General features: G+C 73.5%; 12 protein-coding genes, 2 tRNA genes and 1 other RNA gene. 9 read left to right on the top strand and 6 right to left on the bottom strand.

Annotation, left to right across the window (positions count from 1 at the left end; translation table 11 throughout):
• Positions 1-62: 62 nt before the first annotated feature.
• Both ACVMYR_RS14860 and ffs read right to left on the bottom strand, forming a co-directional pair.
• Positions 63-2,615 carry a DNA polymerase III subunit gamma and tau gene (locus tag ACVMYR_RS14860; RefSeq protein ID WP_228986648.1) on the bottom strand — a complete coding sequence of 851 codons (2,553 nt, stop codon included), beginning with the start codon at positions 2,613-2,615 and terminating at the stop codon, positions 63-65.
• Positions 2,616-2,746: 131 nt separating this feature from the next.
• Positions 2,747-2,836, bottom strand: an RNA gene (ffs, locus tag ACVMYR_RS14865) — signal recognition particle sRNA small type.
• Between the two features lie 82 nt (positions 2,837-2,918).
• Here ffs and ACVMYR_RS14870 point away from each other — a divergent pair.
• The 8 genes from ACVMYR_RS14870 to ACVMYR_RS14905 all read left to right on the top strand — a co-directional run bounded on the left by ACVMYR_RS14870 (position 2,919) and on the right by ACVMYR_RS14905 (position 10,892).
• A tRNA-Ser gene (locus ACVMYR_RS14870) sits at positions 2,919-3,003 on the top strand.
• Positions 3,004-3,229: 226 nt separating this feature from the next.
• Positions 3,230-4,114: a hypothetical protein gene (locus tag ACVMYR_RS14875; protein ID WP_144082668.1), complete on the top strand. Its 885-nt coding sequence runs from the start codon at positions 3,230-3,232 to the stop codon at positions 4,112-4,114.
• Between the two features lie 53 nt (positions 4,115-4,167).
• Complete coding sequence (locus ACVMYR_RS14880; protein WP_077937951.1) at positions 4,168-4,356, top strand: hypothetical protein; 189 nt, start codon at positions 4,168-4,170, stop codon at positions 4,354-4,356.
• 137 nt (positions 4,357-4,493) lie between these two features.
• Positions 4,494-6,158: an FG-GAP and VCBS repeat-containing protein gene (locus tag ACVMYR_RS14885; RefSeq protein ID WP_457122028.1), complete on the top strand. Its 1,665-nt coding sequence runs from the start codon at positions 4,494-4,496 to the stop codon at positions 6,156-6,158.
• Positions 6,159-6,338: 180 nt separating this feature from the next.
• Entirely contained in the window at positions 6,339-6,953 is a 615-nt protein-coding gene (locus ACVMYR_RS14890) for a hypothetical protein (protein WP_077937949.1), read from the top strand.
• Positions 6,950-7,552 (top strand): hypothetical protein, encoded by a 603-nt coding sequence (locus ACVMYR_RS14895; RefSeq protein WP_457122029.1) that lies wholly within the window; start codon positions 6,950-6,952, stop codon positions 7,550-7,552. Before ACVMYR_RS14890 ends, ACVMYR_RS14895 begins: the two co-directional genes overlap by 4 nt.
• A gap of 111 nt (positions 7,553-7,663) precedes the next feature.
• On the top strand, positions 7,664-9,724 hold the full coding sequence (locus tag ACVMYR_RS14900) for an NACHT domain-containing protein (RefSeq protein ID WP_457122030.1): 2,061 nt from the start codon (positions 7,664-7,666) through the stop codon (positions 9,722-9,724).
• 130 nt (positions 9,725-9,854) lie between these two features.
• Positions 9,855-10,892, top strand: a complete 1,038-nt coding sequence (locus ACVMYR_RS14905) for a hypothetical protein (RefSeq protein WP_457122031.1) — start codon at positions 9,855-9,857, stop codon at positions 10,890-10,892.
• A 158-nt stretch (positions 10,893-11,050) separates the two neighbouring features.
• Here ACVMYR_RS14905 and ACVMYR_RS14910 read toward each other — a convergent pair whose 3' ends face one another.
• Positions 11,051-12,682 (bottom strand): FG-GAP-like repeat-containing protein, encoded by a 1,632-nt coding sequence (locus tag ACVMYR_RS14910; protein WP_457122032.1) that lies wholly within the window; start codon positions 12,680-12,682, stop codon positions 11,051-11,053.
• Between the two features lie 182 nt (positions 12,683-12,864).
• Positions 12,865-12,951, bottom strand: a tRNA-Ser gene (locus ACVMYR_RS14915).
• A gap of 75 nt (positions 12,952-13,026) precedes the next feature.
• Here ACVMYR_RS14915 and deoD point away from each other — a divergent pair.
• Complete coding sequence (deoD, locus tag ACVMYR_RS14920) at positions 13,027-13,734, top strand: purine-nucleoside phosphorylase (protein WP_077937926.1); 708 nt, start codon at positions 13,027-13,029, stop codon at positions 13,732-13,734.
• Positions 13,735-13,788: 54 nt separating this feature from the next.
• Here deoD and ACVMYR_RS14925 read toward each other — a convergent pair whose 3' ends face one another.
• A complete protein-coding gene (locus tag ACVMYR_RS14925) occupies positions 13,789-14,289 on the bottom strand; it encodes a nucleoside deaminase (RefSeq protein WP_198956587.1) in 501 nt (166 codons plus the stop codon).
• A 190-nt stretch (positions 14,290-14,479) separates the two neighbouring features.
• Positions 14,480-15,010, bottom strand: a complete 531-nt coding sequence (locus tag ACVMYR_RS14930; protein ID WP_043964862.1) for a tRNA adenosine deaminase-associated protein — start codon at positions 15,008-15,010, stop codon at positions 14,480-14,482.
• Positions 15,011-15,099: the final 89 nt, after the last annotated feature.

The following is a 15,099-nucleotide window of genomic DNA, read 5'->3' on the forward strand; positions in this document are numbered from 1 at the left end:
TGCTCGACCGCGCCCAGCCTAACCGGGGCGCAGACTGTTGCCTGGCACGGGCGACGCCCGCGTCAGCGGGCGTCCACCTCGTCGATCTTCTCCGCGCCGAACGCCTCCCGGAGCAGCTGCACCGCCTGCTCCTCGCTGGACTGCCGGGCCGTCCGCTCGTCGATCACCTCGTCGAGCGGCTCGTCGCCCGGGTCGAAGCCCTCGTAGGTCGGGGCGGCCGGCGCCGCCGGGCCCGGGCGGCCACCGCCGCGCACCGGCCCGTCGAAGTCCGGGTCGTAGGGCGGCTCGCCCGCCCAGTCGGCGTCCGCGGTCTTGCGGGCCCCGTTCTGGGTACGCGCACCCCGGCCGGCCGCCGCAGCCCGCGCGGCGGCGAGCCCGCTGCCGGCAGCGGGAGCCCTGCCGCCCGGGGCGGCGGCACCGTTGGCCGGCGCGGCGGGGCCGGCACCACGCGCGGCGGCTCCGTTGGCCGGCGTCGCCGCAGCGGCACCGTTGGCCGCAGCACCGTTGGCGGTGCCATGGGGCGACGTCGCCGGGGCGGCGGCACGCGCGGCGGCCACCGGGGCGGGCCCGCCGGGCGGGGCCGTTGCCGGCGGCGCGGCGGGGGCGGCGCCACCCGGGCGGGCCGCCTCCGGCCAGTCGTCCCCGGCCGGTGCGCTCGCGGCGGGAGCGGTGGCGGCCCCACCGGGTCGGGCGGGCTCGGGCCACTCCTCGTCAGCGCCAGCGGCACCGCCGGCCGGGGCAGCACCGCCGGCAGGACCCGGCGCGGTGCCGGGCGACGGGCGGGCGTTCGTGGCGGGCGCGTGGGCCGCGGATGAGGGGGACGCGGGCGGGGCCGGCGCGGGGCGGGGCGGGGCGGGGGCGGGCCCCCGGGAGCCGCCGCCCCGCTCGCCGGCCACCTCGCAGCGCACCTGCCAGCGCCCGCCGAACTCCTCGTAGAGCGCCTCGGCCAGCACCGACGTGTGGTTGCCCATCATCTGCGCAAGCACCGGAGACTTGACGGTCAGCACCAGCGTGTCGCCGTCCACGTCGCGGACCACCGCGTCGCGCATCAGCGCGGCGGCCGGCTTCTTGATCCGGTTGACCTTCGCGACGATGTCCGGCCAGACCCGGCGCACCGCGACGGCGTCCAGGGCACCCGCCGCAGCCGCGCCGGGGCGGGGCGGGGCGGGGGTCGCCGGGTCGGGCATGACCGCCTCCGGCGGGACCTCCCGCCGGGGCGCGGCAGGGGCGGGAGCGGCCGGGGCGGGGCCTGCGGACACCGGAGCTGCCGCCGCAGCAGCCACGGACGGCGGGGCGGCCGACGGAGCCGGGGCAGCCGCCGGGGCGGCGGACGCCGCAGCCGGCGCCGGGTGCGCGGCAGCCGCCGCAGGCGGGGGGGTCGCCTCGGGGCGTACCGCAGGGGCGGTGGCGACCGGCGCGGAGCCGGCGGCGGCCGGCGGCAGCTCGACGGCACCCAGGGTGAGCCGGCGCTCCATCCGCTCCAGCCGCTGGAGCAGGCCACCTGTGGAGTCGTCCGCGCCGGGCAGCAGCATGCGGGCGCAGATCAGCTCCAGCAGCAGCCGGGGCGCGGTCGTGCCGCGCATGGCCACCAGGCCGTCGTGCACGATGTCGGCGCACCGGGACAGGGTCGCCGGGCCGAGCCGCTGCGCCTGGGCGGTCATCCGCTCGATCTGGTCGGCCGGGCCGTCGATCAGGCCCTTCTCGGCGGCGTCGGGCACCTGCTGGAGGACGATCAGGTCGCGCAGGCGCTCCAGCAGGTCCGACGCGAAGCGGCGCGCGTCGTGCCCGGCCTCGGCCACCCGGTCCACGGTCGCGTACGCCGCCGCGCCGTCGCCGGCCGCGAGGGCGTCGCACATCTCGTCGAGCAGCCCCGAGTCGGTGACGCCGAGCAGCGCGGCGGCCCGGGGATAGGTGACCCCCTCCGGGCCCGCGCCCGCGATGAGCTGGTCGAGCACGGAGAGGCTGTCCCGGGCGCTGCCGCCGCCCGCGCGCACCACCAGCGGGAAGACCGCCGGGTCGACGGTCACCCCCTCGGCCTCGGTGAGCTGCTCCAGGTAGGGGCGGAGCGTCTTCGGCGGGATCAGCCGGAACGGGTAGTGGTGGGTCCGCGACTTGATCGTGCCGAGGACTTTCTCCGGCTCGGTGGTGGCGAAGATGAACTTGACGTACTCCGGGGGCTCCTCGACCAGCTTGAGCAGGGCGTTGAAGCCGGCCGACGAGACCATGTGCGCCTCGTCGATGACGTAGATCTTGAACCGGCTGCGGGCGGGCGCGAAGAACGCCTTCTCGCGCAGCTCGCGGGCGTCGTCGACGCCGCCGTGGCTGGCCGCGTCGATCTCGATGACGTCGATCGAGCCCGACCCGTCGGTGGCCAGCGAGCGGCACGAGTCACACTGCCCGCACGGCTCCGGCGTCGGCCCCTGCTCGCAGTTGAGCGAGCGGGCCAGGATGCGGGCGCTGGAGGTCTTGCCGCAGCCGCGCGGCCCGGAGAAGAGGTACGCGTGGTTGAGCCGGCCGCTGCGCAGCGCCTGCGACAGCGGCTCGGTGACGTGCTCCTGGCCGATGACCTCGGCGAAGGTGCGCGGCCGGTACTTGCGGTAGAGCGCCAGTGTCACGCGTCCCGCCTCCTCTCGACCGAGCCATTCTGCGCCGGTCGGGCGCGGGTGACCACCCACCACCCCGTGCCCCGGCCGGCACTCTGGCCGGCACCTGGCCTGCGGCGTACGGTAGCGGTGCCGGGAGACAAAAAGGCCTCCCGTGCACCCGGCAGAGCTCGCTTATCCTTGCTGCCTTCCGGCCCTGGGGAGGTTCACGAGATACCGCCGCACGGGAGGTGACACCCACCCTACCCGACGCCCGGTCGATCTTCGGGGGGTGGTGGGGTGGCCGGCGCGCGGCGGACCTGTATCCTGTCCCACGGAGGATTCGCCTAGAGGCCTAGGGCGCACGCTTGGAAAGCGTGTTGGGTTTACACCCTCACGAGTTCGAATCTCGTATCCTCCGCTCACCTGAGCAGCACGGACGACAGGGCCGGCCCCACGGGGACCGGCCCTGAGTCGTCTCCGCGACCGCTTCGCCGCGCTGCCGCTCGGGAGCGCCTCCAGAACTTGGACACCTGCTGTCGGCGCCGGACGACAACCGTCCAAGATCTGCTGGCCAGGCCCCGTCCCCGGTGTGGCAGGATGCGGCCACCGCGCCACGGGCGCGGTTCCTGACCCATGGGGGATCCTTGACATCCGTACGCAACGTCGCCCTGGTCGTGACAGGGGCGGTCGCCGGTGGCCTGCTGCTCACGCCGCCGCCCGCCCACGCGGACTACCACGACACCAGGATCCGCAGCACCACCATCAACAACGGCAAGCCGATCGTGCTGGGCACCAGCAACGCCGTCTCCGTCACCGTGCCCGCCGTCACCGAGATCTACGACGACTCCGGCGGCGTGGCGACCATCGACGCCCAGCTCCGGAGCGTGGGCGGCGGCTACTTCTTCACCTTCCTGGAGGGGCCCGCCAGCCAGAACATGACGTGCGTGCAGACCACGGCCACCACGTCGACCTGCACCGGCACCGCCGTCGTCCACCAGCACAGCCTGGACAACGCCTCCGCCGGCCGGCAGGTCCAGCTGCGCATCTTCGGCTACGTCTACGACGGCGGGCAGTACCTCCTCTACAGCGATCCCGCCCACAACGTGCCGCTGCTGAAGCAGACGACGCTGGCGACGGCGGACGCCACCCCCGAGCCCGTCCGCAAGGACGGCACGCTGACCGTCGCCGGGAAGCTGACCCAGCCCAACTGGAGCGCCTGGGACGTCGCGGGCAACCGGCCCGCCGTCGGCTACGGCGGGCAGCCGGTGCGGCTCCAGTTCCAGAAGTCGGGCAGCACCACCTGGTCCACCGTCAAGACGGTCACCTCCGCCAGCGACGGCACGCTGAAGACGACCGCCACGGCCACCGCGTCGGGGGCCTGGCGGTGGTCGTACGCCGGGAGCGGCACCTCCGCCGCCTCAGTCTCCGGCGGTGACAGCGTCACCCTCCTCAAGGTGGCCAAGCTGACCGTGGACGCCTCCCCGGAGCCGGTCGCCAAGGGCGGCAAGCTGACCGTGACCGGCAGCTGACCCGGGCCACCACCGACGCGGCCACCACCTTCGCGGGGTACGCGAACCAGCCGGTGAAGCTGCAGTTCCGCAAGTCGAGCAGCAGCACCTACACCACGGTGAAGACCGTCTACACCGCCGCCAGCGGCAACCTGAAGACGACCACGACCGCCAGCGCGGCCGGCTACTGGCGCTGGTCGTACGCGGGCAACTCCACCGTCGCGTCGGTGTCCGCCGCCGGCGACGGGGTCGCGCTGAAGTGACAGGCCGGGTCGGCCGTTCGGCCGGGCGGGCTGCCCGGTCGGCGGCTGACCTGCCCGTTCGCCTGGTTATGGGCGTTGATCTATCCCCCTAGCGTGTCGGGGCGTCCAACAACGAGCGGGGGTTTGTGTTGCGTCGGATGACGACACGTCGAAAGACAGCGGCAGGGGTGTCGGCCCTGGCCGTGGTGGCGGGGCTGGCGGTCGGTGCGCCCGCGCGGGCGGCCGACGAGTTCGGCACCATCACCCGGGAGGGCATCGCCCTCCAGTATCACCGGGTGGCGAAGGCGGTGACCCCGGTGAAGGGGACGGGTGCCACCCGGTCCGACTTCGACGGCGACGGCCGCGACGACCTGGCGGCCTCGGGCGATCCCTTCGAGACCAGTCTGCCCCAGTACCCGACCGGCGTGGTGGTCGTGCGCTACTCGTCGGCGCCGCAGGTCGACTACTTCTTCGGCGTCCTGTCGTCGGAGGGCGGGTGCGGCTGCTTCGGCACCGCGCTGGCGGCGGGCGACTTCAACGGCGACGGCTACGACGACCTGGTGATCGGCGACTCGGACGAGGTGGACCCGCGCAACAAGACCCACGCGGGCGGGGTCTGGGTCATCCCGGGCAGCGCCTCGGGCCTGGTGGTCGGCGCGGCCGGGCACTTCAACCAGAGTTCGCCGAACGTGCAGGGCGAGCCGGAGAGCTACGACCGGTTCGGTGGCGCGCTCGCAACCGGCGACATCAACGGGGACGGCCGCGACGACCTGGCGATCGGCGCGTACGGGGAGGCGATCGGGGACAAGGCGGACGCCGGTTCGGTCTACGTCCTGTTCGGCGGGTCGGGTGGGCTCACGGCCACCGGCTCCCAGTATCTCCAGCAGGACCAGGCGGCGGTGCCGGGCTCGGCCGAGCGCAACGACCACTTCGGCTTCTCGCTCGCGATCGGCAAGGTCAACAACAACAAGTACGCGGACCTGGTCATCGGCGCGCCGCACGAGAACGACGGCACGTCCTGGAACGGCAGCGGCATGGTCACCCTGATGTGGGGCTCGGCGAGCGGCGTGTCGACCACGGGCGCGACGTCGGTGACCGGCGGGGCGGTGTACCCGGCGACGGGCAACCCCGACGTCGTCGCCTGGTACCTGGGCGAGACCCTGGCGATCGGCGACGTGAACGGCGACGGGCTGGGCGAGGTGATCGCGGGCGCGCCCAGCGCGCAGACTCCGCACATCACGGGCGGGCTCATCGCCGCGTTCACGGGCCGGTCCGGCGGCCTGTCGGCCAGCGCCGTAAAGATCATCACGCAGCGCACGGCGGGCGTGCCGGGCGACCCCGAGGGTGAGGACCGCTTCGGTGGCTCGCTCGCGGTCGGCGACGTGACCGGCGACGGCAAGGCGGACGTGCTGGTCGGCGTGCCCGGCGAGGACATCGGCTCGACGGACAGCGCCGGCATGATCACCCTGCTGAAGGGCTCCTCCTCGGGCCTCACGGGCACCGGGGCGCAGGGCTTCGACCAGAACCACTCGGTGGTGCCGGGCTCGGCCGAGCGTGGGGACAAGTTCGGCGCCTCCGTCGCGCTGCTGAACCTCAACGGCACCGGCGCGCTGGACGCCGTCGTGGCGTCGACCGGCGAGGAGGTGGCGTCGGACACGGCGGGCTACCCGTCGGGGTCGATCGCCCCGTTCTTCGGGTCCAGCGGTGGGCTCGTGCCGCAGACCACCTCGTGGAGCGGCGCGTCGCTGCGCACCGACCGCGCCTGGCCCCAGCGCTTCGGCCTGCGCATCGCCGGGCCGCAGAGCGGCGGCTCGTTCTACTGATCCGGGTACCTCCCGCGCTGGAGGAAGGGTCGGCCCCCGCCCGGGGCCGGCCCTTCTTCCACGTCCGCACCGGCCCGGCGGCCACAGGGGGCGCGTTCGGTACGGTCCGGGGCAGCGCCGGCACACCACGCCCGGTCGTACACATGTTCTATCCACAGCCTGTGGACGGCGGAGGGTCCGATGAGTTACCAGCTCAGCGCGGTGGTGGCCGATGTCGAGCTGCTCCGCGAACGGACGGCCGACCTGGACCACGCGGTGCTCGCCGCGCTGCGGCAGGACTTCGCGCTGCTGCCGGTCACCCCGCAGCTCGTGCAGGAGTTGACCGGGGCGCTGCCGGACTTCGCCGCCGGGGAGCCCGGCCCGGAGCAGCCGTTCGAGCTGGTGCTGTCGCCGGCCCTGGCGGGGCTGTTCGCCGGGTGGTCGAGGTCGGGACCGGTGGCCTACCTGGAGGCGGCGTTCTCGGGGGGCCTCGGCCGGCAGGCGTCGGTGGTGTGGCTCGGCGGCGCGGTGAGCTGGGGGCCGCACTTCGACGACGTGTTGGACGCCCCGCGCGGGCAGTGGCCGCTGAACGCGGCGCTGACCCGCATCGGCGCGGAGCCGGGGCGGTGGCTCGACCCGTTCGCCGAACTGGGCCTGCACCTGGAGCGGAACACCGCCGGCTGGCTGGCGCACGGGCGGCGCGGACTGAGCGCCGACTACTGGGACGAGCTGGCCGAGGAGTGGGAATTCGGGGAATCCGGCGATCGGCAGCAACCTGAGCGCCCCGGGGCCGTTGTGGACTGGGGGATTCCATGAAATTCAGACAATTCGTTTTCATTGCGACACTGCTCGCGGCTGCCTCGATCGCCGGCAGCGGCGTACGTCCACAGGGGCCGGTCGACGCCGGGGGCGACGCGCGCCCGCCCGGTCCGCCGCCCGACGCCGGCCGGTCGGCCGCAGACGAGGCGGTCGACGAGGTCGTCGACCTCAACGGCCTGACCGACGTCGAGTTCGGCGACACCGAGGAGGAACTGGCCCGGCGCGGGATGCTGGCGTCCGACGTGGACGCGTGCGGGCCCACCCTCGCCGGCCACGGCGCGGTCAGCCCGATCTTCGTCAACGACCGGCTGGTGCTGCTCTGGCTCGACGACCCCGTCCCCACGGCGGAGCGGATCAACGTCCGCACCCCGCAGGGCATCGGCGTCGGCACGCCGGTCGGGGAGGTCCGGGCCCGCTACCGGTCGGTCAGCCCGCTCGACGCTCCACAGCGGACGTACCGGTTCGACGGGCTACTGGCCCGCAGCGGCGACCGCGCGTACCTCTTCCTGCACGACGGCCGCACGGTCCGGAAGATCATCGCCGGGTACGCCGACTGGGCCCGCCGCCTCTTCGCCGAGGGCTACGGCCCCTGCTGAACCGAGCCACGGCCCCTGCTGAGCCGAGGGCTCCATCGTCCGCAGGCGGCCTGACCGGCGCGTACCCGATCATGGGTTGTGCGGACGCGGGCCGGACGGTAGAGACGACGCATGCGTCGGGTAACCACGGTCGTCCTCTCGGTGGTCTGCGTGACCCTGCTGGGCGTCGTCACCAACGTCGCCACCGGGGCGCTGCCCGACGGGTGGACGCCGCACCTGTGGCTCGCCTGGCCGGCGCTCGCCGTGGTGGTCGTGGCGGTCATGGTGGTCGAGATCCGGCGGGCCCGGGAGTCCGCGCCGGTCACCGGCGTGGCCGCCGCGCACGCCCGCCGGGTCCTGCTCGACCGGGTACGCCGGTACTGGATCACCAGCGTGCTGGACCGCTCCCTGCACCGCGAGGCGCGCATCCAGCTCGGCGTCACCGCATCGGCCGACGACCGGCGGTACCCGTGGACGCTGCGGGCCACCCACCGCGACGGCTTCACCGGCGTCCTCGACCAGGGCGCGTCCGTGGCCGGCCTCTTCGAGCGGCTCGACCGCGCCGTGGTGATCCTCGGCGCGCCCGGCTCCGGCAAGACGACCACCCTGCTGGAGCTCGCCCGGGAGCTGGTCGACGGGGCCGGGCGCGACCCGGACGCCCCCATCCCGGTGGTGCTGAACCTGTCGTCGTGGGCCACCCGACGCCTGCCGCTGGAGCAGTGGCTCGCCGCCGAGCTGACCGAGCGCTACGGCATCCCGTCCCGGCAGGCGACCGCGTGGATCGAGGCCGGCGCGGTCCTGCCCCTGCTCGACGGCCTCGACGAGGTCGTCGCGGCCCGCCGCGACGAGTGCGCGGCGGCGATCGCCGTGTTCCACGCCCGGCAGCCGCTCACCCCGATCGCGGTCTGCTGCCGCGAGTCGGAATACCGGGAGCTCCGCACCAGCCTGCCCGTCTACGGCACGGTGACGATCCAGCCGCTGACCCGGCCGCAGATCGAGCGGTACCTGGACCGCTCCGGGCCCGCTCTCGCCGGCCTGCGGGCCGCCCTCGCCGCCGACGAGGGCCTGTGGGAGTTCACCGGGTCGCCCCTGCTGCTCGCCATCATGGGCCTGGCCTACGCCGACGGTCCCGGCCCGACCGACGGCCCCGGCGGTCGCCGCACCCGCCTCTTCGCCCGGTACGTCGAGACGATGCTGCGGCACCGCCCGCACCCGGCGTACCGGCCGGAGCAGGCCGTCCAGTATCTGACGGTGCTCGGCCACCAGTTGCGCAAGCGGCAGCAGACCATCTTCGTGCTGGACCTGGTCGCCCCGACCTGGTCGCCGTTCTGGGCCGGGCGCAGCGCCGACCTGCTCAGCCGGGCGCTGGCCAGCGTCGCCGTGGGCGGGGTGGTCACCCTGCTCGGGGCTGCCCTGATCGGTTGGCCCGGCCTCGTGGTGGGGCTGGCAGCCGCGACGCTGACCCTGCTCGCCCTCGTCCGCGACGAGTACGACGACCTCGAACTGATCGCCTCCCGGGAACGCCGGCCGGAGGACCGGCGGCCCCTCCGGGTCAACTGGGTGACCGACACCGCCGACGAGCTACGCGACGTGGCCGGCAACGTCGGCGTCGGGTGGGCGGCCGTGGCCGCAGCCCTCCTGGTCGGGCTGGCCTTCGGCCTCACCGACGGGCTGCGCGGCTGGCCGGGCCTGCTCGCCGACTTCGCGCACTGGTTCGGGATGCTGCTGGCCACCCTGCTCGCCCTGGCCTTCACCCGCGCCATGCTGTTCGACCTCTACCTGATCGGCCCGCCCGGCGGCGCGCCGCGCCGCGAGATCCCGAGCCCCGCCCTGCGGCAGCGGCTCCGCTTCGCCGCGACCGGCGCACCGCTGCTGGGCGTCGTCACCGGCGCCCTCGGCGGGCTGCCCGTCGGCCTGGCCCGCACCGGTGCCGACGGCCTCCGATACGGGGTGGTCGTCGGAGCGTTCGCCGCGTCGTACCTGCTGGTGGCCGTCGCGCTCGGGCCGCTCACCGAGCAGTGGCTGGTCCGCCGGCGGCTCGCCCGCGACGGCGTCGTGCCCCGGCCGCTGCGGCCGTTCCTCGACTACGCCGTGCAGTGCCTGTTCCTGCGGGACGTCGGCGACGGCTACATCTTCGTCCACCGGGAACTGCTGGAGTTCTTCGCCGACCGGCTGACCAAGTCAGACGCCTAGGCGCTCCCGCACCCGTAAGATCGGGTTGCGGATAACAGAACCGCGGATCTCGGACAGCAGCGCATCTCCCCCTGCGGCATCGTCTCGGTGTCGGCGTCGTTCCGACGTCGACGATCACGCCGAGGAGCAGATGTTGCTGACCATCGCCAAGAATCCGATTCCGGACCTGAGCGTCACGGGCGCGCTCGACCCCTACGCCGAGCAGATCGAGCAGGCGTTCGGCCAGTATCAGCAGACGACCGGTGAGGAGTTGGCGGAGCACGAACGACAGGCCATCCTGGCGCAGCTCGTCTCCTGGTCCGGCCCCGAGGGCAAGGAGGCGTTCCCCTCCTGGCCGCAGGCCGTGCGGGCGGCGCAGATGCGGGTGAAGACCGGCGGGTTCCTGGGCGAGAGGAACACGACCGTCGTGAAGTCCCGCAACGAGGGCCTGTTCAACATGGCGATGGGCAGTGTCAACTGGGCCAACTGCGGTAAGACGGCCGAGAACATCCTGTCCGAGCTGAAGAAGAAGCACCCCACCTTCGTCGGCGGCATCGAGTCGGGAAAGCGGGAGAAGGTCGGCTCGGGTGCCGGGAAACGGTTGCTGGAGCTTCTTCGGGAGGTGCCGCCGCAGGGGCAGATCCTGCTCCTCGACTGCACCATCCCGTTCGTGCACACCTTCCTGCTGGAAGTCCACCCGAACGGCAACCGCTACCTGTGCCAGGGCTACCAGGGCGCCTACTACGCGAGCTGGTGGACGGGGAAGGACGAGGGGGGTCTGCTCTTCGGCGAGCAGCAGGACAACAAGATCAGCAACGATGACCGGGAGCGGCTGAGCCGGACGCGTGACGACTGGGGACTCGGCCGGTCCGTCAACCCCAACTGCTACGACGAGACGGTCGTCCTGCTGGCGGAGGCGTTCGACAAGGCGGCCCTGCCGGACATCGGCAAGGGCGACGACGGCCTCGAGGTCGAGAAGCTGAATCGGGAGGAGCTTGCGGCGTGGGACGTCTTCGCCAAGTACTGGCTGGGGCTGCCGTTCTGCCCCGTGCAGCGCGAGACGGACAGCATCGCCAGGCGCACCCAGCGCCCCGAGATCGAGATCACCAGGATCCTGGTGCCGGACGTCACCGCGAACACGGGCACGTCGGTGACGGTCCCCGTGGTGCCCAACTCGATCAAGGGCTGACCCGCGTATCGAGGCCGGTCGACGGCGCATACCGGCTCACCCACCGGGACGCCACCTCCCCGTGACGTGAGTCGGGGCGGGCCGAGCCCTGGGGCCCGGCGCGGGCACGATCACCGCCATGGGGCGGTTCGTCGTGCCCGTGGCGGGCCCCAGACGGGTCAGATAGCGGTGATGCCGCAGTGCGGCCCGGCGATGCGGTCCCCGTAGTTCAGGAGCGAGATGCGATCGGTACGCAGGGACGCGCCGCTCCACGAGGTGGCCTGCGGCACGAGCCCACCGGAGGAGCCGTGGAACGCGGCGATGGAGCCCGAGGCGTATCCGGGCGTGTCGCCGGCCACCTCCTCCCCGGCCGACGCCACGACGGCGTCCAGCCCGCCGGTGCCGTTGAGGTTCAGCAGCGCAACGGTGCCACCGAAGCGATCCCCGCGCTCGGCCGAGCCCGGTACCACCGAGTGGTTCTGGTCGAAGCCCTGCGCCCCGGTGCCGGTCAGGCCCGAGGAGGAACCCTTCAGCAACGTGACTGTGCCGGCGTCGGTGGTGGAACCGATGTCCTCGCCGGGCGTGCCGACCAACACGTCCGCCTTGCCGTCACCGGTCACGTCGCCGGCCGCGAGCGTCAGACCGAAGCGGTCGAACGACTCCGGGTCTCCCGGCACACCGGCCGTGCGCTGCGTCATGATCTTCACCGCGCTGCCGGACAGGCCGGCGGAGCGACCCGTGAAGACCGCGATCAGGCCGCCGTTGTCCTGCGGGGTCTGGGCCCTCGGTGCCCCGGCGATCACCTCGCCCAGCCCGTCGCCGTTCACGTCGCCGACGGTGAGCGACTCGCCCAGGTGCCAGGCGACGGTGAAGCGGTCGCCCGTCGCCGCGTGCACTCCCGCCCCGGTGACGGACGTGGCCCCGGTGGAGGAGACACCGCCGGCCGACCCCCACATCAGGGTGACCAGCCCGCTGCCGCTGGCGCCACCGCCGTCGTTCTCCCACGGTGCGCCGATGACCAGGTCCGCGTACTGGTCCTTGTTGACCTTGCCGATCGCGAGGGCACGGCCGAACTGGTCGTTGCGCTCGGCGGCACCGGGCACCGCCGCCTGGTCCTGCTGGAAGTACTGCGAGCCGGTGGCCGTGAGCCCCGTCGACCCGCCGAACAGGACGTAGACCGAGCCGGCGTCCGCCTTGTCCCCGATCGCCTCCCCGTACGCGCCGACCGCCAGGTCGTCGCGGCCGTCCCCGTTGATGTCGCCGGCCGCGAGCACCGCCCCGAACTGGTCGTAGTCCTCCGGCTCGCCCTGCACGTTCGGCGAACTCTGGTTGAAGTGGATCGCCGAGCCGCCCACCAGGCCCGAGGCGCTGCCCGGGATGACCCACACCCCGCCGGCGTAGGTCTTGTTCTGCGGGTCCGCCTCGCCCGAGTCGCCGACCGCCAGGTCGTCGTAGCCGTCGCCGTTGAAGTCCCCCGCCACGACCGCGCTGCCGAAGCAGCTGCAGCTGGGTACGTCCCGCAGCACCCCGGTGAAGTAGTCGACCTGCGGCGCGGACGAGTAGCGCACGACGACCAGCCCGGTCGGGTAATGGGGCAGCTTGGGTTCGAAGGGTTGACCCGTGGCGGCGAGGTCGTCGCGGCCGTCGCCGTCGAAGTCGGACCGGGTGGCACCCGCCCCCTTCACCGGGGTCACCGCCTTCGCCACCCGCTCGTACTGGAGGCTGACGCCCTCCCGGGTGATGATCCCGATGTCCGCCGCCTCGGCGGGGGCACTGATCGCCAGCCCGGCCAGCACGGCCAGGACCGACACGCTTGCAGTTCTCCGACGCAAATGACTCTCCCCGCTCCGTGTTTACGTCCCGACACGATAGGGGCCCCGGATCGACGGCGATAACGGACTTTCGGACCCGTTGTGCGACGTTCGGACGGCGGGAGACGGCGGAAGACAAAACGCCTGGCAGGTCCTCACGGATCTGCCAGGCGTTTCACGAGCGGTGGCGGCGGGATTTGAACCCGCGGAGGGCGTAAACCCTCACACGCTTTCGAGGCGTGCTCCTTAGGCCACTCGGACACGCCACCGCCGACGAGGGTACAGGACACCGGGACCGGATGCCGAACCGGTATCCCCCCGGTCGGCCTGGCAGGATCTTTGCCATGAGTACGCACATCGGCGCGAAGCCGGGAGAGATCGCCGAGCGGGTCCTGATGCCGGGCGACCCGCTGCGGGCCAAGTGGATCGCGGAGACCTACCTCGAGGACGCCAGGTGCTACTCGACGGTCCGGGGCATGCTGGGCTTCACCGGCCGCTGGAACGGGGTGGAGGTGTCGGTCCAGGGCTCTGGCATGGGCATGCCGTCCGCCTCGATCTACGCCCACGAGCTGATCAACGAGTACGGCGTGAAGACCCTGATCCGGGTCGGCTCCTGCGGGGCGCTCACCGAGGAACTGAAGCTGCGGGACGTGGTGGCCGCCATCGGCTCGTCCACCGACTCCAACATGAACCGGATGCGCTTCGCCGGGCTGATCGACTACGCCCCGGTCGCCGACTTCGGGCTGCTGCGTACGTCGGTCGAGGTGGCCGAGCGGCGCGGCATCACCATGCGGGTGGGCCCGATCCTGGCGGCGGACGCCTTCTACACCGACCGGCCGGACCTCTACGACAGCCTCGCCGACTACGGCGTCCTGGCGGTGGAGATGGAGTCGGCGGCGCTCTACACGATCGCCGCGCGGTTCCGCGCCCGCGCGCTGACCCTCCTCACCGTCAGCGACCACATCAAGACCGGCGAGAAGACCACGTCGGAGGAGCGGGAGCAGACGTTCTCCCAGATGGTCGAGATCGGCCTGGACACGGCGATCGCCTGAGCAGTCTCCGCCCGGCCCGGCCCCGATCGCGGGGCGGGCGGGGCGGGGGGCGGGTCAGCGGAAGAAGGCGCGCAGGACGGCGGAGTTCTCCGCCTCCAACACTCCGCCGTAGACCTCGGGGCGGTGGTTGAGCCGCCGGTCGCGCAGGACGTCCCAGAGCGAGCCGGCGGCCCCGGTCTTGGGCTCCCAGGCCCCGAAGACGACGGCCGCGACGCGGGCGAGCACGATGGCCCCGGCGCACATCGTGCAGGGTTCCAGCGTCACCACGAGGGTGCAGTCGTCCAGCCGCCACCGGCCCAGGCGTTCGGCGGCCCGGCGCAGCGCCAGCACCTCCGCGTGCGCGGTCGGGTCCCCGGTCAGCTCCCGCTCGTTGCGCCCGGCGGCCAGCTCGGTGCCGTCCGGGCCGTAGATCACGGCGCCGACCGGCACGTCGTCGGCCACCTCACCAGCGCGAGCCGCGTCGACCGCCGCACCGACGCGTGCCACCCCGTCGGCCGACGCGTCGGCGCGGGCCGGATCGGGGCCGGTGACCGCGACCTGGAGGGCGCGCCGCATCCACAGCTCGTGCCGCTGCCGGCGACCGGCTCCACCCAGGCCGACCCCGCCGAGATGCCCGTCGTTCGGGCCGGCAAGGCCCAGTTCGGCCAGGCCCTCGTCGGCGCCCGGCCCGAACCGCCGCACCGCGCCCGGGGTCGGCTGGCCCGGCCGTACGCCCTCCAGTGCCGGGTCGGTGGCGTCCGCCGGCTCAGACGCCACGCAGCTCCTCGACCTCGTCGGCGCAGCCGAGGACCTGGCACACCTCGGCGGTCACGTCGGCCGGCAGCATGCCCTCGTGGGCGCAGAGGCGCAGCAGCCGCTGCGCGGGGATGCCGAGGTCGGCGAGGAGGTCGGCGTCGCCGACCGGGTCCGCCTCCGGGTCGACGGCGGGCTGCTCGCTGTCGTCGTCGCCGGTGCCGGCGCTCGGCCGGGGCTCCTCGGTGTCGTCGAAGCCGGTGACCGACCCCTTGAGGTCGCCGACCAGCAGGGCGCCCAGCCGGGACTCCTCGGCATACGCGGAGTCGGAGCCGAACACCCGCAGGTCCTCGCCCTCGTCGAGGCGCAGGATGACCAGGTAGGCGTCGTCGGCCTCGACGAAGAGCAGCGACAGGTCGGCGTCGGGCTCGACGTCCCGCAGCCGGTCGGCGACCTCGTCGACGTCGGTGGCCCCGCGCAGGTTCACCTCTGCGGCGGTCCAGCCGCCTCCGTCGCGCACCACGGCGGCAGCGAAGTACGACACGGTTCCCCCAAGTTTCCTTCTGCACAGCACGCCGACTCGTTACGCGTGCACGTTAACCGGTCGGGTCGGCAGGCGACCGGTCAACGCCC

The organism is Micromonospora sp. PTRAS2 (assembly GCF_054052245.1).